16 protein-coding genes and 1 riboswitch are annotated in these 18,734 nt (G+C 74.3%); of the genes, 8 read left to right on the top strand and 8 right to left on the bottom strand.

All coding sequences use genetic code 11. The annotated features are described in order from the left end of the window. Positions 1–7 precede the first annotated feature (7 nt). Positions 8–874 carry an NAD-dependent epimerase/dehydratase family protein gene (locus tag BLU42_RS16285; RefSeq protein WP_091076677.1) on the top strand — a complete coding sequence of 289 codons (867 nt, stop codon included), beginning with the start codon at positions 8–10 and terminating at the stop codon, positions 872–874. An 87-nt stretch (positions 875–961) separates the two neighbouring features. On the opposite strand, the gene BLU42_RS16280 is transcribed toward BLU42_RS16285, so the two are convergent. The 3 genes from BLU42_RS16280 to BLU42_RS16270 all read right to left on the bottom strand — a co-directional run bounded on the left by BLU42_RS16280 (position 962) and on the right by BLU42_RS16270 (position 4,781). Beyond that, entirely contained in the window at positions 962–2,095 is a 1,134-nt protein-coding gene (locus tag BLU42_RS16280; protein WP_091076673.1) for a glutathione-independent formaldehyde dehydrogenase, read from the bottom strand. 335 nt (positions 2,096–2,430) lie between these two features. After that, the gene (locus BLU42_RS16275) at positions 2,431–3,279 is read right to left on the bottom strand and encodes an SDR family NAD(P)-dependent oxidoreductase (RefSeq protein WP_091076669.1); all 849 of its coding nucleotides are present in this window, start codon (positions 3,277–3,279) and stop codon (positions 2,431–2,433) included. Beyond that, a complete protein-coding gene (locus BLU42_RS16270; protein ID WP_197680484.1) occupies positions 3,276–4,781 on the bottom strand; it encodes a flavin-containing monooxygenase in 1,506 nt (501 codons plus the stop codon). The genes BLU42_RS16275 and BLU42_RS16270 overlap by 4 nt, the downstream gene beginning before the upstream one ends. 149 nt (positions 4,782–4,930) lie before the next feature. Between BLU42_RS16270 and BLU42_RS16265 the strand changes: the two genes are divergently transcribed. From BLU42_RS16265 to BLU42_RS16240, 6 genes are all read left to right on the top strand, one after another. Then, positions 4,931–6,421: an FG-GAP-like repeat-containing protein gene (locus BLU42_RS16265; RefSeq protein ID WP_091076665.1), complete on the top strand. Its 1,491-nt coding sequence runs from the start codon at positions 4,931–4,933 to the stop codon at positions 6,419–6,421. A gap of 143 nt (positions 6,422–6,564) precedes the next feature. Continuing rightward, positions 6,565–6,639: riboswitch (cobalamin riboswitch) on the top strand. A gap of 60 nt (positions 6,640–6,699) precedes the next feature. Then, complete coding sequence (gene cobN, locus BLU42_RS16260; protein WP_091076662.1) at positions 6,700–10,389, top strand: cobaltochelatase subunit CobN; 3,690 nt, start codon at positions 6,700–6,702, stop codon at positions 10,387–10,389. A gap of 94 nt (positions 10,390–10,483) precedes the next feature. After that, positions 10,484–10,876: a pyridoxamine 5'-phosphate oxidase family protein gene (locus BLU42_RS16255; RefSeq protein ID WP_091076659.1), complete on the top strand. Its 393-nt coding sequence runs from the start codon at positions 10,484–10,486 to the stop codon at positions 10,874–10,876. 35 nt (positions 10,877–10,911) lie between these two features. Then, a complete protein-coding gene (locus BLU42_RS16250; RefSeq protein WP_157720022.1) occupies positions 10,912–11,169 on the top strand; it encodes a ribbon-helix-helix domain-containing protein in 258 nt (85 codons plus the stop codon). A 7-nt stretch (positions 11,170–11,176) separates the two neighbouring features. Continuing rightward, positions 11,177–11,566 (top strand): TA system VapC family ribonuclease toxin, encoded by a 390-nt coding sequence (locus tag BLU42_RS16245; protein ID WP_197680483.1) that lies wholly within the window; start codon positions 11,177–11,179, stop codon positions 11,564–11,566. Between the two features lie 9 nt (positions 11,567–11,575). After that, complete coding sequence (locus BLU42_RS16240) at positions 11,576–12,148, top strand: dienelactone hydrolase family protein (RefSeq protein ID WP_091076648.1); 573 nt, start codon at positions 11,576–11,578, stop codon at positions 12,146–12,148. 2 nt (positions 12,149–12,150) lie between these two features. Here the strand turns inward: BLU42_RS16240 and cobF are convergent, their stop codons facing one another. The 3 genes from cobF to BLU42_RS16225 are packed head-to-tail and all read right to left on the bottom strand — an operon-like array spanning position 12,151 to position 15,454. Then, positions 12,151–12,936 (bottom strand): precorrin-6A synthase (deacetylating), encoded by a 786-nt coding sequence (gene cobF / locus BLU42_RS16235; RefSeq protein WP_091076645.1) that lies wholly within the window; start codon positions 12,934–12,936, stop codon positions 12,151–12,153. After that, positions 12,933–14,417, bottom strand: a complete 1,485-nt coding sequence (locus BLU42_RS16230; protein ID WP_091076642.1) for a cobyric acid synthase — start codon at positions 14,415–14,417, stop codon at positions 12,933–12,935. The genes cobF and BLU42_RS16230 overlap by 4 nt, the downstream gene beginning before the upstream one ends. A 17-nt stretch (positions 14,418–14,434) precedes the next feature. Further along, positions 14,435–15,454 carry an EamA family transporter gene (locus tag BLU42_RS16225; RefSeq protein WP_231918202.1) on the bottom strand — a complete coding sequence of 340 codons (1,020 nt, stop codon included), beginning with the start codon at positions 15,452–15,454 and terminating at the stop codon, positions 14,435–14,437. 99 nt (positions 15,455–15,553) lie between these two features. Between BLU42_RS16225 and BLU42_RS16220 the strand changes: the two genes are divergently transcribed. After that, positions 15,554–16,105 (top strand): CGNR zinc finger domain-containing protein, encoded by a 552-nt coding sequence (locus BLU42_RS16220; protein WP_091076635.1) that lies wholly within the window; start codon positions 15,554–15,556, stop codon positions 16,103–16,105. Between the two features lie 124 nt (positions 16,106–16,229). On the opposite strand, the gene xylB is transcribed toward BLU42_RS16220, so the two are convergent. Both xylB and BLU42_RS16210 read right to left on the bottom strand, forming a co-directional pair. Beyond that, positions 16,230–17,729 (bottom strand): xylulokinase, encoded by a 1,500-nt coding sequence (xylB, locus tag BLU42_RS16215; RefSeq protein ID WP_091076631.1) that lies wholly within the window; start codon positions 17,727–17,729, stop codon positions 16,230–16,232. Next, the gene (locus BLU42_RS16210) at positions 17,729–18,691 is read right to left on the bottom strand and encodes a phosphotriesterase family protein (protein ID WP_197680482.1); all 963 of its coding nucleotides are present in this window, start codon (positions 18,689–18,691) and stop codon (positions 17,729–17,731) included. The genes xylB and BLU42_RS16210 overlap by 1 nt, the downstream gene beginning before the upstream one ends. Between the last annotated feature and the right edge of the window lie 43 nt (positions 18,692–18,734).

Raw genomic sequence — 18,734 nt, 5'->3', positions numbered from 1 at the left:
AGGGGGCATGGACGTGCTTCTGACCGGGGGAACCGGCTACATCGGCTCTGTGGTGCTCGCTCAGCTCGTGGCGGCGGGGCACCGGGTGACCGCCGTCGTGCGCAGCGACAGCGCCGCGCAGCGGGTCACCGACGCGGGGGCGAGCGCCGCCCTCGGCGACCTCACCGACCACGCGTGGCTCACCGGGCAGCTCGCCGGGGTGGACGCCGCGATCCACACCGCCTCGCCGGGCGACGCGAGCAGCCCCGACTTCGACGGCGCCGTCGTCGCGGCCGTGCGCGAGGCGTTCGGCGGGACGAGCAAGCCGTACGTGCACACCAGCGGCCTGTGGATCTACGGCAGCGGCGAGGGCCTCGACGAGGACAGCCCCCTGAACCCGCCCGCGCTGACCGCGTGGCGCCCGGCCGTCGAGCAGCAGGTGCTCGACGCCGACCTCGTCGCCTCGATCGTCGTGCCCGCCGTGGTCTACGGCCACGGCGGCGGCCTGCCCAACCTGCTGGTCGACGCGCCGCGGGACGGTTCGGGGAGGGTCGTGCTCATCGGCGACGGCACGCAGCACTGGGGTGTCGCGCACGTCGACGACGTGGCCGCGCTCTACGTCGCGGTGCTCGAGAGCGGCCAGGCCCAGGGCCGCGTGCTCGCGGTGACCGACGAGAACCCGACCGTGATCGACCTCGGCGAGGCCGGCGGCGCCGACGTCGTGGGCGAGCCGGCCGACGCCACGCGGGCCCGCCTCGGCGCGGACTTCGCCGACGCGCTGCTGCTCGACCAGCAGTTCGGCATCAGCGCGAAGGCGACCGCGCTCGGCTGGTCGCCGCAGGGCCCGACGCTGGTCAGCGAGCTCGGCTCGGGCTCGTACGCGCGCCGCGGCTGAGGCCGGCGGCACCCGCACGGACGACGACGGGGACGATCGAGCACCGCTGAGGTGCCCGATCGTCCCCGTCCTTGGTGCCGGCCCCGCTCAGGGGTGCAGGACGACCTTCGTCCAGCCGTCGAGCCGGTCGTCGAAGTTCTTGTAGCCCTCGACGGCCTGCTCGAGGCTCAGCTCCTGCGACACGATCTGGCCGGGGTTGATCAGCCCGCGGTGGATCAGGTTGCGCAGCGCGCGGTTGTACTGCTTGACGTTGGCCTGGCCGGTGCCCATCGACTGGCCCTTGAAGAAGAACGTCCCGAAGTCGAAGGCGAACCTGCCCTGCTGGGCGAGCTCGTCCTTCGCGGTCGGGTCCTCGGGCACGAAGACGCCGACCACGCCGATCCCGCCGGTCGGGCGCACGGCGGCGACGAGGCTGTTGATCGTCGTGCCGGGCTCCTCCTCGCCGGACGGGCCGTGGGCCTGGTAGCCGACGGCTTCGACCCCGCGGTCCGCGCCCTCGCCGCGCGTCGCCTCCATGATCTGGTCGACCGCGTCGCCCTTGGAGTCGTCGACCGGCGTCGCGCCGAGCTTCTCGGCGAGCGCCAGGCGGTCGGGCTGGCGGTCGATGACGAAGACCTGGTCGGCGCCCTTGACCCGCGCCGACAGCGCGGCCATCAGCCCCACCGGGCCCGCGCCGTAGACGACGACCGAGTCACCGGGCACGACGCCGGCCAGCACCGTCCCGTGCCAGCCGGTGGGCAGGATGTCGGAGAGCATCACGTAGTCGAGCTGCTTCTCGGTCGCGTCCTCGGGCAGCACGAGGGCGTTCCAGTCCGCCCACGGGACGCGCAGCAGCTCCGCCTGACCGCCCGAGTACGGGCCCATGTCGGCGTAGCCGTAGGCGGCGCCGGCGTTGCCCGGGTTGGCCGTCAGGCAGAAGCCGGTGCGGCCCGACTCGCAGTTCTTGCAGAAGCCGCAGCCGATGTTGAAGGGCAGCACGACGTGGTCGCCGACCTTGACCTTGTCGACGGCCGAGCCGATCTCGATGACCTCGCCCATGTTCTCGTGGCCGAGGACCTTGCCCTGCTCGACGTCGGTGCGGCCCTCGTACATGTGCAGGTCGCTGCCGCAGATGTTGGTCGAGGTGACCCGGACCAGCACGTCCGTCGGCTTCTCGATGGTGGCGTCGGGGACGTCGTCGACGGAGACGTCCTTCGGGCCGTGGTAGACGAGGGCACGCATGCGCAGCTCCTTGGGTGAGGTGTCCCTCGATGTCTACCCCTCGACGGCGGTCGGCCTGCGGGCGGGTCCGTCGTGCACGACAGGTCCGGCCCGTCTGAAGATCTCCTGACATCCGTACGAAGTGCTCGGCAGCGGTCCGGATCGATGGTTCGCTGAGGTCATCGGCACCTCACGAGCAGGGGCGGAAGAGGTGCCACGACACCGCCACCCGTCCGTCGCCCGGCTCGGGTCGCCACCCTCGGGGTGGGGATCTGACCCGGGCGACGGCCGTGGGCGGCCCCGAGCGGGCCTGGGAGCGAGACCTCCGGAGCGAGACGGCAGGACCGGCGAGAGGCTCAGCGCCGGTTACGCAGGTCGAACCGGCTCCCGGCGAAGAGCCGCAGCACCCGCGCGTACGACCCCGGCAGCGCCCTCACCAGGAGGTCCGGCACCCGCGCCGACACCCACCCGATCAGCACCCGCGGCCGCCGCGCGGCGACGCCTCGCAGGATCGCCCCCGCGGCGTCCTCGGGGCTGATGCTCAGCAGGGGACCCAGCCGCTCGCGTGCCCTGACGAACATCGCCTGGTCCATCCGCGCTGCCGCCCGTGCGTCGGTGGCGATCCGCGTGGCCACGCCGCCCGGGTGGACGACCGTCACGCCGACCCGGCCCGCGAGCTCGTGGCGCAGCGCCTCGGCGAAGCCCCGCACCCCGAACTTCGCCGTCACGTACGGCACCTGGCCGGGCATCGCGAAGATCCCGAAGATGCTCGAGACCACGACGAGGTGCGAGCCCGGGTTGGCCAGCAGCACCGGCAGCAGGCCGTGGGTCAGGCTGACGACCGCCCGGAGGTTGACCTCGAGGAGCCACTCCAGCTCGGCGAGCTCGAGCTCGGCCAGGTCGCCGGCCAGGGCCACGCCGGCGTTGTTCACCAGCAGCGTCGTCCCCGGGTGCTCGGCGGCCAGCCGCGTGCCGAGGGCGACCGTCGCGTCGTGGTCGGACAGGTCGGCGACCACCGTGGTCACCCGGACCTCCGGGTGCCGCTCGAGGACGACGGTCCGCACCCGGTCGAGCCGGTCGGCGTGCTGGTCGACCAGCACGAGGTGGCTGCCGCGCTCGGCGAGCCCGTACGTCAGGGCCTCGCCGATGCCGCTCCCCGCCCCGGTGACGACCGCCGTGCCGCCGGCGAAGGCGTACGGCCTCACGCCCGGCTCCCGGCCGGCGTCGTGCGCAGCCCGGGCGTGCGGCGGCGCCAGCGCAGCGCGGCCACGCCCTCGAGGTGGTTCCCCGGGGAGCGCCAGGGCCGGCCCGCGCCCTGCTCGGGCATCCGGCCGCGGCCCCGCCGCACGTAGCCCGAGTTGAGGTCGATCAGCGGCCGTCGGGCCTCGTGCTCCGCCGCGGGCGCCCGGTCGGGCGTCACCACCGCGAGGCCCTCGCGCCGCATCCGGCGCAGCAGGCGGGTCACCCAGTGCGCGACGAGGTCGGCGCGCAGGGTCCACGACGCGCGGGCGTAACCCACGGTGAAGGCGAGGTTCGGCACGTCCTCGAGCATGACGCCGGCGTACGCGAGCCGCTCGCCGAGGACGACCGGTTCGTCGTCGACCACGACCTCCATCCCGCCGAACCCCAGCATCTCGAGCCCCGTCGCCCGCACGAGCACGTCGGCGGGCACCTCCCGGCCCGAAGTCATGAGGACGCCGTCCGGCGTGAGCCGCTCGAGGGTCCCGGTGACGACCTCCGCGCGGCCGTCGCGGACGGCGGTGAAGAGCTCGCCGCCCGGGCTGACCGTGAGCCGCTGGTCCCACGGGTCGTAGCGGGCGCCGAACGTGGCCTCGACGTCGTAGCCCTCGGGCAGCCGCTGCGCCGCGGTCCGCAGCAGCGCGCGCCGCACGAGGTCGGGGCGCCGCCGGCTGACGCCGGTCACGGTCTGCTGGACGAGCACGTGGCGGGCCCGGAGCACGCGGTCGGCGACGCCCGGCGGGACCCGGCCCGACAACCGCCGCGCCCACCGGTCGCGGCGCCCGACGACGCCGACGTAGGAGGGCGAGCGCTGCAGCATCGTGACGCGGGCCCCCTGCGCGGCCAGCGCGGGCACGAGGGTGACCGCGGTGGCGCCGCTTCCGAGGACCACGACGTCACGGTCGCGGACGTCGAGGTCCTCGGGCCAGCGCTGCGGGTCGACGAGCGTCCCGCCGAACGCCTCCTCCCCGGCCAGCGCCGGCTGGTGGCCGGCGTCGTAGCGGTAGTAGCCGGTGCACACCCACAGGAACCGGCACGTCACGACGCGCTCGTCACCGGCGTGCGCGACGGTCAGCCGCCACCGCTGCTCCGCGCCCGACCACTCCGCCCGGACCACGCGGTGCCCGAAGCGGGTGCGATCGTCGATCCCGTACGCGCGGGCCGTGTCCTCGACGTAGCGCCGGATGTCGGCGCCCTCGACGATCGCCCGCTCCCCGCGCCAGGGGGCGAAGTCGTAGGCGAGGGTGAACATGTCGGAGTCCGAGCGCACGCCGGGGTAGCGGAACAGGTCCCACGTCCCGCCCATCCGCTCGCGCGCCTCGAGCACGAGGAGGGACTCCTGCGGGGCCTCGCGGCGCAGGTGGCAGGCGGCGCCCACCCCGGAGAGCCCGGCCCCGACGACCACGACGTCGACGTCAAGGTCGACGTCGACGTCTGCCTCGACACCCCGTCCCACCGGTTCGTCCACCGCCCGATCCTGCTCCGCCCCATCAATCCGCGCGGCGGGTGTCCTCCCTGCGGAGGACACCGTCGCTCTCGGGCCCGAACTCCCTGGACGGACGACCCCCGTGCCGTCGATGATGTCCGCCACTCACGGTCGAGGCACAGGGGAGCGATATGCGACGGACACGGAAGTATTCACTGGCGGCAGCGGCGGGGCTCGTGCTGCCCCTCGCCCTGGGCGCGGGCCCGGCCTCGGCCGCGACGGCGGCGAAGCCGTACGACTTCGACGGCGACGGGTTCCCCGAGCTGGTGGCCGGAGCGCCGGACCTCGACGTGAACGGCAAGGACGAGGCCGGCGGGGTCGCCTGGGAGATGTCGCGGTCGAGCCAGGTCACCTCCGACCGGGCGGTCCTGACCCAGTCGACGTCCAAGGTGCCCGGCGCCTCGGAGACCGGCGACCACTTCGGCGCTGCGGTGGCGAGCGGCGACTTCAACCGCGACGGGTACGCCGACCTGGCCGTCGGCGCACCGGGCGAGGACGGGGACGCGAAGGACGCGGGATCGGTCACCATCCTGTACGGCAGCCCGGACGGGCCGACCGGGAAGGGCTCCACGCGCTTCTCGCGGCCGACGGAGAAGAAGGGCGCGCAGTTCGGTGCGGCGCTCGCCGCCGGCGACCTCAACGGGGACGGGTACGCCGACCTCGTGGTGGGCGCGCCGGGCGACGACAAGGACAGCGCCGCCAGCGAGGACTTCCCCGCGAGCGGGACGGTGACGGTGCTGCTCGGCGGCAAGAAGGGCATCACGACCACCGGTCGCACGTCGGTCCGCGGGACACGGGGGACCGAGGACCAGGACTTCCGGTTCGGTTCCGCCCTGGCCGTGGCGGACGCGGACGGGGACGGCAAGCCCGACGTCGTGGTCGTGTCGGCCGGCCGGGAGAACCGGGACGGGGCGGCCGCCGCGGGCTCGGTGTCGTTCTGCCCGGGCGGGTCCGCCGCACCGTCGGCCTGCACGCGGATCGTGCGCACCGTCGACCTCGCGGGGATCCGCGCCCTCGCGGTCGGCAACCTGCTCGGGACCGCCCGCAACGAGATCGTCGTGGGCGTGAGCGCGGGCGAGGAGGTGGACGACCGGATCGCGGTGCTGAGGCTCAACGGCACCGGCACCGGGACGAAGGCCGCCGTGACGTTCCAGCACCAGAACGGCTTCGGACTGCCGGGCCGGACCCGCGGGGACGGCTTCGGCGCCGCGCTGCTGGTCGCCGAGCTCACGGGTGACGCGTACGACGACCTGGTCGTGGGCGCGCCGCGTCAGCCTGTCGGCGACGAGGACGCCGGCCGGGTCGTCCTGGTCAGGGGCGGGGCGAACGGCCTGGCGTCCAGCGGCAACAGCTCCTTCGACCAGGAGACCGCGGGCGTGCCCGGCGGGTCGGAGACCGGCGACGACTTCGGGGCGGCGCTCGGCCTGGTCGACCGGGACCTGGACGGCCGCGCCGACGTCGTCGTCGGGATCCCCGGCAAGGGCGACGACGGCGGTCGTGTCGTGTCGCTCCACGCCACGGGCACCGGTCTCGACGGCGAGGGCGACCGCGACTCCTACCAGCTGCGCGACTACGGCTATGCCGCCCGCGGCCAGGCCCGGTACGGGGCGTCGATCGGCTGACGCGTGGTCTGAGGACGACGAGGCCCGGGCTGCGAGTGCGGCCCGGGCCTCTCCGCGTCCAGACCGGTCCGAGCAGGCGGCGGAACCGCCGTCGGGCGCCGGCCGACCCGCGGGCGGTTAGGCTCGCGCCACGACCTCGGACCCAGGAAGCCGGTGAGACTCCGGCGCGGTCCCGCCACTGTGAGCCCGCGTCCCCGGACGAGGTGAGTCAGGAACTGCCCGGCGTCGCGACCTGTCCCTACCTCCGAGGGCGCGGACCCTCGGTGAGGAGAAGATTCGTGCCCCGGATCGCCCTGCTGTCCACCTCCGACACCGACCTGCTGACGGCCCGCGCGAGCGGCGCCGACTACGTGGTCGCCAACCCGGGGCGCCCGGCGCACCAGACGATGGCTGCGGCGTTCGAGTCCGCCGACCTGGTCGTCGCCCGCGTCCTCGGCTCGCCCCGCGACCTGTGCGAGGGGTTCGCGCGGATCCGCGCGTTCGGGAAGCCGATGGTCGTCCTCGGCGGCGAGCAGGCTCCCGACGCGGCGCTGATGGAGCAGTCGACGGTCCCGATCGGCACCTGCGCCGAGGCCCACCGCTACCTCGCCCAGGGCGGCCCGGAGAACCTCCGCCAGCTCCACGCCTTCCTCTCCGACACCGTGCTGCTGACGGGCGAGGGCTTCGAGCCCCCGGTCGAGCAGCCCCAGTGGGGCGCGCTGCCGCGGCCGCTGCCGAGCTCCGAAGAACGCTCCCTGAGCCTGTCGAAGGGCCCTGAAGGGGTTGGCGTTCTCCCCGTACGCCCGCGCGTCGCGATCCTCTTCTACCGGGCGCAGTTCACGGCCGGGAACACCGCGTACGTCTCCGCCCTCGCTGATGCGATCGACGCCGCGGGCGGCGTCGGGGTGCCCGTCTTCGCGGCCTCGCTGCGGGACGCGCCGGACGACCTCATCGAGCACCTCGGGACGTACGACGCGCTGATCACCACCGTCCTGGCCGCTGGAGGCACCCGCCCGGCGAACGCCTCGGCCGGGGGCGAGGACGAGGGCTGGGACGTGCGCAAGCTCGCCGGGCTCGACGTCCCGATCCTGCAAGGCCTGTGCCTGACCACGAGCCGCCAGGACTGGGCCGACGCCGACGAGGGCCTCTCGCCGCTCGACGTGGCGACGCAGGTCGCGGTGCCCGAGTTCGACGGGCGCATCATCACGGTGCCGTTCTCCTTCAAGGAGGTCGATGCCGACGGGCTGCCGCACTACGTGCCCGACCCCGAGCGCTGCGCGCGGGTCGCCTCGCTCGCCGTGAACCACGCCCGCCTGCGGCACGTGCCGCCGAGCGAGCGCAAGATCGCGATCGTGCTGTCGGCCTACCCGACCAAGCACTCGCGCATCGGCAACGCCGTCGGCCTCGACACACCCGTGTCGGTCATCCGGCTGCTCCGCGCGCTGCGCGAGGAGGGCTACGACCTCGGCGAGCCCGGCGAGATCCCCGGCACCGCCCCGCTGCCCGAGGTGGAGGACGAGGAGCCGGACACGACGGCGGGCAACGCCCTCATCCACGCCCTCATCGACGCGGGCGGGCAGGACCCGGAGTGGCTGACCAGCGACCAGGTCGCCGGTCAGCGCGTCCGCATCCCCGCGGCGGCGTACAAGCGGTGGCTCGCGGACCTGCCGGACGACCTCGTCGAGCACGTCACGCAGACCTGGGGCGAGGCGCCGGGCGAGCTGTTCGTCGACCGCAGCCAGGACGCCGACGGCGAGATCGTGGCCGCGACGCTCCAGGCCGGGAACGTCGTCATCCTCGTGCAGCCGCCGCGTGGCTTCGGCGAGAACCCGATCGCGATCTACCACGACCCCGACCTCGCGCCGACGCACCACTACCTCGCCGTCTACCGCTGGATCGAGCGCGAGTTCGGCGCGCACGCCGTGGTGCACGTCGGCAAGCACGGCAACCTCGAGTGGCTGCCGGGCAAGAACCTCGGCCTGTCCGCCTCGTGCGGCACGGACGCGGCGCTCGGCTCGATGCCGCTGATCTACCCGTTCCTGGTCAACGACCCGGGCGAGGGCACCCAGGCCAAGCGCCGCGCGCACGCCACCGTCATCGACCACCTCGTGCCGCCGATGGCGCGCGCGGAGGCGTACGGCGACATCGCCCGGCTCGAGCAGCTGCTGGACGAGTACGGGACCGTCTCGGCGATGGACCCGGCCAAGGCGCCGGCGCTGCGCGGCGAGATCTGGACGCTCGTCCAGGCCGCGCAGATGGACCACGACCTCGGGCTGTCGGACCGGCCGGACGACGAGGTGTTCGACGACTTCGTCATGCACGTCGACGGCTGGCTCTGCGAGATCAAGGACGTCCAGATCCGCGACGGGCTGCACGTGCTCGGCCAGGCGCCCGAGGGCGAGAACCTCGTCAACCTCGTGCTGGCCGTGCTGCGGGCCAACCAGGTGTTCGGCGGCCAGGTCAACGGCGTCCCCGGCCTGCGCGTCGCGCTCGGGCTCAAGGAGAACGAGTCGACGACGGCCGAGGCCGACGCCGCGGAGGAGCAGGCGCGCGCCCTGGTCCAGGCGGTCGCGGACGCCGGCTGGGACGAGTCGCGGGTGCCCGGGGTCGTGGAGTCGGTGCTCGGCGCAGCCAACGAGGGAGTGGCGGCGTCGCTGACCTTCGCCTGCCGCGAGGTCGTGCCGCGCCTGGCCCGCACCTCCGACGAGCTGACGAACACGCTGCACGCCCTCGCCGGTGGCTACGTCCCCGCCGGACCGTCGGGCTCGCCGCTGCGCGGCCTGGTCAACACGCTCCCCACCGGGCGGAACTTCTACTCCGTCGACCCCAAGGCCGTCCCGTCGCGGCTGGCCTGGACGACCGGCCAGGCGATGGCCGACTCGCTGCTGGCGCGCTACCTGGAGGAGACCGGCGAGTACCCAGCCTCGGTCGGCTTGTCGGTCTGGGGCACGTCGGCGATGCGGACCTCCGGCGACGACGTGGCGGAGGTGCTCGCGCTCCTCGGGGTGCTGCCGACCTGGGACGAGCAGTCGCGGCGCGTGGTCGGGCTCGAGCCGCTGCCGCTCGACGAGCTCGGCCGTCCGCGGATCGACGTGACCGTGCGGATCTCGGGCTTCTTCCGGGACGCCTTCCCGCACGTCGTCGCGATGCTCGACGACGCCGTACGCCTGGTCGCCGGCCTCGACGAGCCGCACGAGCGGAACTACGTCCGCCGCCATGCCGACGCCGACCGCGCCGCTCACGGCGACGAGCGCCGCGCGACCACGCGGATCTTCGGGTCGAAGCCCGGCTCGTACGGCGCCGGGATCCTCCAGGTCATCGAGTCCGGCAACTGGCGCGACGACTCCGACCTGGCCGAGGTCTACACGGCCTGGGGCGGGTTCGCGTACGGGCGCGACCTCGACGGCGCGCCCGCGCGCGAGGACATGGAGTCGACCTACCGGCGCATCGCGGTCGCGGCCAAGAACATCGACACCCGCGAGCACGACATCGCCGACTCCGACGACTACTTCCAGTACCACGGCGGCATGGTCGCGACCGTGCGCGCGCTGACCGGGGAGGACCCCAAGGCGTACGTCGGCGACAGCACGACGCCGGACGCGATCCGCACGCGCACGCTCACCGAGGAGACCGCGCGCGTCTTCCGGTCGCGGGTCGTCAACCCGCGCTGGATCGCCGGCATGCGCAAGCACGGCTACAAGGGCGCGTTCGAGCTGGCGGCGACGGTGGACTACCTCTTCGGGTTCGACGCGACGGCGGGCGTGGTACCGGACTGGATGTACTCGACCCTGGCCGAGACCTACGTCCTCGACAAGGAGAACCAGGACTTCCTGCGCCACGCCAACCCCTGGGCGCTGCACGCGATGGTGGAGAAGCTGAGCGAGGCCGCCGACCGCGGCCTGTGGTCGGCGCCCGACCCCGAGCTGATGGACCAGCTCCAGCAGGTCTACCTCGACGTCGAGGGCGACCTCGAGGACCGGGTCTCGTGAGCCGGCCGACGGCATCTCGACACTCGATCGCGCTGGTCCCGCGCGCTGAGCGTGCGTCGAACCTGCCCAGCCGATCGAGTGTCGAGATCCCGTCATGAGCCTCGACCTCGCCGCGCTCGACGCGGAGACGCTGGCCTTCCTCACCGAGCGCCACCTCGCCACGCTGACCAACGTCCGCGCCGACGGGACGCCGCACGTCGTCCCGGTCGGGTTCACCTACGAGCCGGAGACCCGGCTGGCCCGGGTGATCACTGGCGGCACCTCGGTGAAGGCGAGGCTCGCAGCGAGACCGGGCGCCGTCGCCGCCGTCTGCCAGGTCGACGGGCGTCGCTGGCTCACGCTGCAGGGGCCGGTCCACGTCGAGCGGGACGAGGCGGCCGTCGCCGACGCCGTCGAGCGGTACGCCCGGCGCTACCGCCAGCCGCGGGTCAACCCCGAGCGGGTCGTCCTCGTCATCGACGTCGAGCGGATCCTCGGGCACGGCTGAGCCATATCGGCATACGCCGCCGTATGCTGATGTGCGTGCGGACGACGGTCAACCTCCCCGACGAGCTCTACGGCGAGGTGCGCCGGCGGGCGGCCGACGAGGGACGGACGGTCACGTCGTTCCTGGAGCAGGCGCTGCGTGACGCGCTCGCCCGGCACGAGGCGGGCGACAAGCCGCCGTTCGTGGTCAGGCCGTTCCGGGGGGACGGGGTCATGCCCGGAGTGGACCTGACCAGCAACGCCGCACTCCTCGAGCTCGAGGAGGAGGGCACGGATGTTGATTCCCGACGTTAACGTCCTGGTGGCGGCCCTCCGGTCGGACCACGAGCACCACGACGTCGCCCGCTCGTGGCTCCAGTCAGCGGTCGCGGGTGTCGAGCCCGTCGGCGTGACCGAGAGCGTCCTGGCCGCCGTCGTCCGCGTCGTGACGAACCCGCGGATCTTCCGGACGCCCACGCCTGCGGTCCAGATCCTCGGCGAGCTCGAGAGGCTCCGAGCGGTCACGCAGGTCGTCAGGCCCGGACGCAGCTGGTGGTCGGTCTTCCGGGAGCTGTGCGTCCAGTCGTCGGCGCGCGGGCCCCTGGTGTCCGACGCGGCTCACGCCGCGACGGCGATCGAGGCCGGGGCGACCTGGGTGACGTTCGACCGCCACTTCGCCCGGTTCCCGGGCCTCCGATGGCAGACCCCGTGAAGGAGACCCATGGCTGAGGTCCTGCTGTTCCACCACGTCCTCGGGCGGACGGCGGGCATGGAGGCGCTCGCCGAGCGGTTCCGCGAGGCCGGGCACACCGTGCACCTGCCCGACCTGTTCGAGGGGCGGACCTTCACCGACCGCGGGACGGCCCGCGCGTACGTCGACGAGGTCGGCTTCGACACCCTGGTCGAGCGGGGCCGGGTCGTCGCCGAGGACCTGCCCCGCGAGCTGGTCTACGCCGGGATCTCGCTCGGCGCGCTGCCGGCGCAGCTCCTGACCCAGACCCGGCTCGGCGCCCGGGCCGCGGTCCTCATCAGCGCGGCGGGGGCGCCGAGCGACTTCGACGCACCGTGGCCTCGGGGCGTGCCCGTCCAGGTGCACCTCAAGGAGGACGACCCGCTCATGGACGAGGGCGACCTCGCGGCGGCGCGGAGCATCGTCGAGGTCGTGCCGGACGCGGAGCTCTTCCGCTACCCGGGCGCGACGCACCTGTTCACCGAGGCGGGGTACGCCGACCACGACCCGGCGGCGACCGACCTGCTGGTCGAGCGGGTGACCGCGCTGCTCGGGCGCGTCTGACGTCAGGCGGGACGCAGCAGGTAGGTGTCCATGACCCAGCCGCGCGCCTGGCGCAGGGCGTCCCGGCGGGCGCGGATCTCCGGCAGCACCTCGACCAGCCGACCGGCGACGAGCGCCTCGTCGGCGAGCCCGAGCTGCGCGCCCCAGAAGATCTCGAGGTCCGGGTGCGCGTCGACGAGCCCGGTGCAGGCCAGGTCGCCGTCGAGCATGACGACGACGTCGCCGAGCGCGGGGTCGTACTCCTCGACGAGCCGGCGCCCGGTCGTGATGTGCACCGGCTGCCCGACGCGGTTGAGCGCGATCCGGTGCCGGGCGGCGAGCAGGGTGACGCTGCTGAGGCCGGGCACGACGGTGAGGTCGACCTCGACGCCGGACGCCTCCAGCTGCCCGGCGATCGTGCCCACCACGCGCAGCGTCGAGTCGTAGAGCGACGGGTCGCCCCAGACGAGGAACCCGACCGTCCCCTCGCTCCCGACCTCGTCCGTGATCGTCCCCGCGTGCCGGCGGGCGCGCTCGGCGTGCCAGGCGCGGACCGCCTCCGCGTACGCCGCCGACCCGCGCTGGGCGTCCGGCCCGCGCTCGGGGTCGGGCACCTCGACGAACCGGTAGCGCCCGTGCGTGATCACCGCCGCGCAGAGCTCGGCGCGCAGGGTCACGAGGTCGCGGGTCGCCTCGCGCTTGTCGGCGACGAGGAAGACGTCGACGGCGTTCAGGGCGGCGACCGCCTCGCCCGTCAGGTGGGCGGGGTCGCCGCTGCCGATGCCGACGACCAGCACCCGGACGCTCATGCGCGGGCCCCCGCGCCGACCCGCGTGCGCGCAAGCAGCAGGTCGAGGTCGAGGTGCTCCTCGACCGCGTCGGCGAGGGTGTCGATCATGGTCTCGCGCCGCGCTCCGAAGGCCGGCGCGTCCGCCGCGGCGGTCCACGAGGAGCCGGCCGCCGCGGCGACCTCGGCGAGCCACGCCCTCCGGAACCCGTCGTTCTCCAGCGCCCCGTGCCACACGGTGCCCCAGGTCGACCCGGTGCGCCGGCCGTCGAGGAAGGGTTCGGCGTCGACGCCGCCCGCGGCAGGCTCGGCGCGGCCGTGGTGGATCTCGTACGCCCGCACCTCGTGCCCGCGCCACGTGCCGGCCGGGCGGCCCAGCGACTTGTCGGGGTGGAAGCGCGTCGTGACCGGCAGCAGCCCCAGCCCGTCGACCGTGCCGGCCTCGGCCGACTCGACCGCGTCGGGGTCCTCGACCTGCTGGCCGAGCATCTGGTAGCCGCCGCAGATCCCCAGCACCGGGGCCTCGCGGCGGGCGCGGGCGAGGACCGCGTCGGCGAGGCCGGTCCGGCGCAGCCAGGCGAGGTCGGAGAACGTGGCCCGGGTGCCGGGCAGCACGGCCAGGTCGGCGCCCGCGACGACGGCGGGGTCGGTGGTGACGCGGACCTCGACGCCCGGTTCGGCGGCGAGCGCCTCCACGTCCGTGGCGTTGGAGACGCGCGGGAAGCGCACGACCGCCACCCGCAGCAGGCCGGGCCCGGCCGACGACGAGCGCCGCCAGGCGCCCACCTCGAGCGTGTCCTCGGCGTCGAGCCAGACGCCGTCGAGCCAGGGCAGCACGCCGGCGAAGGGCACGCCCGTACGGCGGGTGATCTCCTCGAGCCCCGGCGTCAGCACGTCGGGGTCGCCGCGGAACTTGTTGATCACGAACGCGTGCACGAGCGCGCGGTCCTCGGGCTCGAGGAGGGCGACCGTCCCGTACAACGACGCGAGGACGCCGCCGCGGTCGATGTCGCCGACCACGACGACCGGCAGGTCGAAGCGTCGGGCCAGGCCGAGGTTCACGTAGTCGCCGGAGCGCAGGTTGATCTCCGCGGGCGACCCGGCGCCCTCGCAGACGACCAGGTCGTGCTCCGCGGCCAGCTCCTCGTACGCCGCCCAGGCCGCCTCGGCGAGGTGCCGGCGCCCGGTCGCGTACTGGCCCGCCTCGAGCACGCCGCCCGGGCGACCGCGCACGACGACGTGCGCGCGGCGGTCGGTGCCGGGCTTGAGGAGGACGGGGTTCATGGCTGAGGTGGGTTCGACGCGGGCGGCCGTGGCCTGGAGGAGCTGGGCCCGGCCGATCTCGGCGCCGTCGGCGCACACGCCGGAGTTGTTGCTCATGTTCTGCGCCTTGTACGGCGCGACGTCGAGCCCGCGGCGGACCAGCGCCCGGCAGAGGCCGGTGACGACCAGCGACTTGCCGGCGTCGGACGACGTCCCGGCGACGAGCAGCCCGGACGTCACCGCTCGATCCTAGGAGGCTAGGAGCGGGGCCCGCCCCGCATCCGCCGCAGCAGGACCCGCCCGGCCTCCCACGGCGGCGCGGTCGCGGAGCCGCCCTGCACGACGACGATGCCGACGAGCACGAGCACCCCACCCAGCACCTGCGTGCCGCTCGGGATCTGGCCGACGAGCAGGGCGGCGAACACCACGGCGAAGAGCACCTCGGTCAGCGCGACGAACGACGCCACCGCGCCACCGAGGCGCCGGACGGCGATGATCCCGGTCAGGTAGGCGAGGACCGCGGCCACGAGGACCAGCAGCGCCATCGGCACCCACCAGGGCACGGAGACCCCGGCCAGCACGGTCGAGCCGAAGCCGACGCTCAGCGGCAGCACGCCGATCCCGCCGACGAGGAGCAGCGCAACGGCGCCGATGCCGGTGCCGGCGGTGGTGAGCAGCAGCGGCGGCACGGCCTGGCCGCCCGGCTGGTCCTCGGCGAGGATGAAGTAGCCGGCCAGGCAGAGCATGGCGCCGAGGCCGTACGCGACCCCGACCGGCGAGACGGTGATGCCGTGGACCACGTCGAGGACGAGGGCGAGACCGACCAGCGCGAGCGCGGCGCCGAGGACGACGGCTCGCGTCGGCCGGTCGCCGTGGGCCCAGCGCCAGCCGATGAGGACGACGGGGGCGAGGTACTCCAGGAGCAGCGCGACGCCGACCGAGAGGTACTGCAGCGAGCTGAAGTAGAAGAGCTGCGCACCCGCGACCGCGACGACGCCGTAGACGACGAGGCGGCCGGACTGGCGCAGGTTCGGCAGGCCGGTGCGCCGCAGCAGCAGCAGGCACGGGACGACCAGGACCAGGAACGCCCCGCCCACGCGCGCCGCGACGAGCGCGGTCGGCGACCAGCCGAGGTCGAGCAGGGCGTGGCCGAAGGACCCCGACAGGGCGAACGACGCCGCCGACGAGAGGGCGATCGCGAGCCCGACGCCGCGGCCCGACGCCGGCGCGGAGCCCGTCGGGGTGGTGGCGGGGCTGGCGGTCTCGGTCGTGGCCACGGCAGGCTCCTCGGTGGTGCTGGTCCTCGCGATCATCGTGTCATGACCGAAGGGGCTTTACACTCGTGACACTAGAACCCGCCCTTGTCAGGAGTCAAGATGCTTTTCACCAGTGACACGACCGACGGCCTGGCCGCGGCGGCCGTCCTGGTGAACACGCGCCGCGACGGCGTCGACACCCTCGAGTCGGTGGCCGACCTGGACGCGTTCCTGGAGGTCGTGTCGATGTCGGGGGAGCGGCTGCGGACCCAGGCCGAGGTCGACGCGGTGCGCGAGATCCGCGAGCGGCTCCGGGCCCTGTGGTCGGCGGGCGACCGGGCGGAGGCGGCCGGACTGGTCAACGCGATGCTCGCCGAGACGACGACCACGCCCTACCTCACCAAGCACGACCAGCTCGACTGGCACCTGCACATGACCGAGCCGACCGCACCGCTCGCGCACCGCATCGGCGCCGAGGCGGCGATGGGTGTGCTCGACCTCATCCGCACCGACAACCTCGCCCGCCTGAAGACCTGCGCGGCCGAGGACTGCGAGGCCGTCCTCGTCGACCTGTCGCGCAACTCCTCCAAGCGCTACTGCGACACCGGCAACTGCGGCAACCGGGCCAACGTCGCCGCCTACCGCGCCCGGCGGCGCGGGGCTGAGGGCTGAGTCGCGGCGGTCTTTGCTCAATTCGCCACCCGAGATCGCGGAGTGGGCCCGACCTGAGCGTGCGGCCGGCCCGCCCCGACCATCTCGGCGCGCGTTCTGAGCAGATCCGCGCGGCTCGTCGGGCTCAGAGCTTGTCGAACCAGGGCTCCAGGCGCTCGTACGCCTCCATGAACAGCGCGTACGACGCCGCGAGGCGCTCGTGCCGCTCGGGGTCCGGCGTCGCGGTGGCGACCTCGGCGGAGAAGCGCTTGGCCGCGTCGAAGTCGTCGAACATGCCCACGCCGACCCCGGCGACCACGGCCGCGCCGACGGCGGTGGCCTCGTCGGTGAGGCTGCGGCGGACGACGGGCACGCCCCAGACGTCGGCGAGGACCTGGAGGACGACGGGGGAGTTCGCGGCGCCCCCGATGGCGTCGACGGAGGTGACCTCGACGCCCAGCTCCTCGAACGCGCGCAGGCCCGTCCACAGGTTGAAGGCCACGCCCTCGAGCACCGCCCGGGTCAGGTGTGCCGGGCCGTGGTGGCGGGCCAGCCCCGCGAACACCGCCCGCGCGGCCGGGTTCCAGTAGGGCGAGCGCTCGCCGAGCAGGTGCGGCAGGAAGAAGAGGCCGTCGCCGGACGCCTCGACCTCGTCGGCGCCGCCGAGCAGCCGGGCGTAGCGGTTCCCGTCGACGTCCGCCTCGCGCGGCGCGAGCGTGTCGACGACCCACTCCAGCGACGCCCCGCCCGCCTGCATCGTCGCCGTCGGCACGAAGCGGTCCGGCAGCACGTGGTTGAACGTCATCGTCCGCATGCCCGGGTCGTAGAGCGGCGCGTCGGAGGCCAGCGAGACCCACGACGACGAGCCGAGGTAGCAGTACGTGCCCGACTCCGGCCCGGTGATCCCCGCGCCGAGCGCGCCCATCGGCCCGTCGCCGCCGCCGACCACGACCGGCGTGCCCTCGGCCAGCCCGGTCGCCCGCGCGGCGTCGCGCGTGACGCGGCCGAGCACGGCCGTCGAGGGCAGGACCTGCGGGAACAGCGACGCCGGCAGCCCGGCCGCCTCGAGGATCTCCGCCGACCACTCGCCGGTGCGCTGGTCGTACGCGTTGGTGCTGGAGGCGTCCGACGGGTCGGTCGCGAGCTCGCCGGTCAGCCGGTGCCCGACGAAGTCCTTGGCGTTGACGACGGTCACCGCCCGGGCGAACGCCTCGGGCTCGTGCTCACGCACCCACATGACCTTGGTCGTGGAGTAGGTCGGGTTGAGCCGGTGGCCGGTGATCGCGTAGCCCTGCTCCATCCCGACGCGCTCGACCAGCGTCGCGGTCTCCGCGGTCGAGCGGGTGTCGGCCCAGATCGTCGCCGGCCGCACCGGGTCGCCGTGCCCGTCGAGCAGCACCGCGCCCATCATCTGGCCCGAGAACGACACCGCCTCGACGTCGCTCGCCCGCGTCCCGGTGCGCTCGAGCAGCTCGCGCGTCGCGGTCCCGAGGGCGGTCCACCACGCCTCCGGGTCCTGCTCCGCCTTGCCGCCCGGACCGAAGTCGGTGGCGTACGAGGACGTGACGGCGGCGACCAGCTCGCCGTCGGCGCTGACGAGCGTCGCCTTGTCACCGGTCGTTCCGAGGTCGTGGGCGATGATCATCAGCCGAGCTCCTTCGATCGGGTCCCGGCCAGCCAGCCGGCCGGGTTGGTGCGCAGCAGACGGTCGACCAGACCAGTGGGCGCCGCGCGCTCCAACCGTGGCAGCACGCGCTTCCCGACGTAGGCCAGGCCCGGCAGCCCGCCGTAAGCGCGGTAGCGGGTGGCGCGGGCGACGTCCCCGCCGAGCAGGATCCGCCCGGCCGCGCCCTGCTCCGCGGCGGCGAGCAGGCAGTCCAGCAGGACCGAGTCGGGCCAGCGCTGGGTCCGGGCCCAGCCGTCGTAGCCGAGGTACGCCCCGGCCTTGGCCAGCTCGGCGTGCAGGCCGGGGTCCGGGTTGCGGTCGACGTGGGCCAGGCAGACGGCGCTCGCGGGCACGCCGAGGTCGGCCAGCAGCGCGAGCACCTCGAACGTCGCGCTCCCGTGCTCGAGGTGGACCATCACCGCGGCCCCGGTTGCGCGGTGCGTCGCGGCGACCGCGGCCAGGACACGACGGGCGTACGGGCTGATCGTCCAGTAGCCGATGCCCGCCTTGACTACCCCCGCCCGGACCTGCGTCCTCGCTCCGGGCTCCGGTCCGTCGGACTCGGGGATCCCGTCGAGGACGTCGGCCGTGAACCGCTGGGCCAGCGCCTCCTCGGAGGCGTCGAGCAGCCAGTGGCCCGAGCCGTAGTGCTCCGCCCGGTGGGCGCCCGTCGTGGCCACCACCCCCAGCCAGGTCGCCGCGCTGATCCGCCTCAGCGCGAGCGGGTTGCGGCCCAGACCGGTCGGCGTCGCGTCGACCATCGCGTCGAAGCCCGATCCCCGCAGCGACGCCGCCTCCGCCTGGCTCGCAACCTCGTCGTCGAGCTCGTCGCCGGGCAGCAGCGGGCTGACCTGGAAGAGGTGCTCGTGGTAGTTCGTCGCGCCGAGGGACTCGGCCTCGACGTCGCCGAGGACCGTCCGGACCTGCCCCCGAGGGATCACCGTGCCGGTGCGGGGGGACGACCCCCCGCACCCCCCGCTGAGC

The sequence above is a fragment of the Microlunatus sagamiharensis genome, from assembly GCF_900105785.1.
Taxonomy (GTDB): Bacteria; Actinomycetota; Actinomycetes; order Propionibacteriales; family Propionibacteriaceae; genus Microlunatus; species Microlunatus sagamiharensis.
The sequence above is the reverse complement of the archived record's forward strand: the minus strand, read 5'-3'. Positions and strand labels throughout refer to the sequence as shown.

What these genes read in the sequence shown, in the direction of transcription:
- BLU42_RS16285 (WP_091076677.1), top strand. Translation starts at nt 8, where the DNA reads ATGGACGTGCTTCTGACCGGGGGAACCGGCTACATCGGCTCTGTGGTG.
- BLU42_RS16280 (WP_091076673.1), bottom strand. Translation starts at nt 2,095, where the DNA reads ATGCGTGCCCTCGTCTACCACGGCCCGAAGGACGTCTCCGTCGACGAC.
- BLU42_RS16265 (WP_091076665.1), top strand. Translation starts at nt 4,931, where the DNA reads ATGCGACGGACACGGAAGTATTCACTGGCGGCAGCGGCGGGGCTCGTG.
- BLU42_RS16255 (WP_091076659.1), top strand. Translation starts at nt 10,484, where the DNA reads ATGAGCCTCGACCTCGCCGCGCTCGACGCGGAGACGCTGGCCTTCCTC.
- BLU42_RS16240 (WP_091076648.1), top strand. Translation starts at nt 11,576, where the DNA reads ATGGCTGAGGTCCTGCTGTTCCACCACGTCCTCGGGCGGACGGCGGGC.
- cobF (WP_091076645.1), bottom strand. Translation starts at nt 12,936, where the DNA reads ATGAGCGTCCGGGTGCTGGTCGTCGGCATCGGCAGCGGCGACCCCGCC.
- BLU42_RS16220 (WP_091076635.1), top strand. Translation starts at nt 15,554, where the DNA reads ATGCTTTTCACCAGTGACACGACCGACGGCCTGGCCGCGGCGGCCGTC.
- xylB (WP_091076631.1), bottom strand. Translation starts at nt 17,729, where the DNA reads ATGATCATCGCCCACGACCTCGGAACGACCGGTGACAAGGCGACGCTC.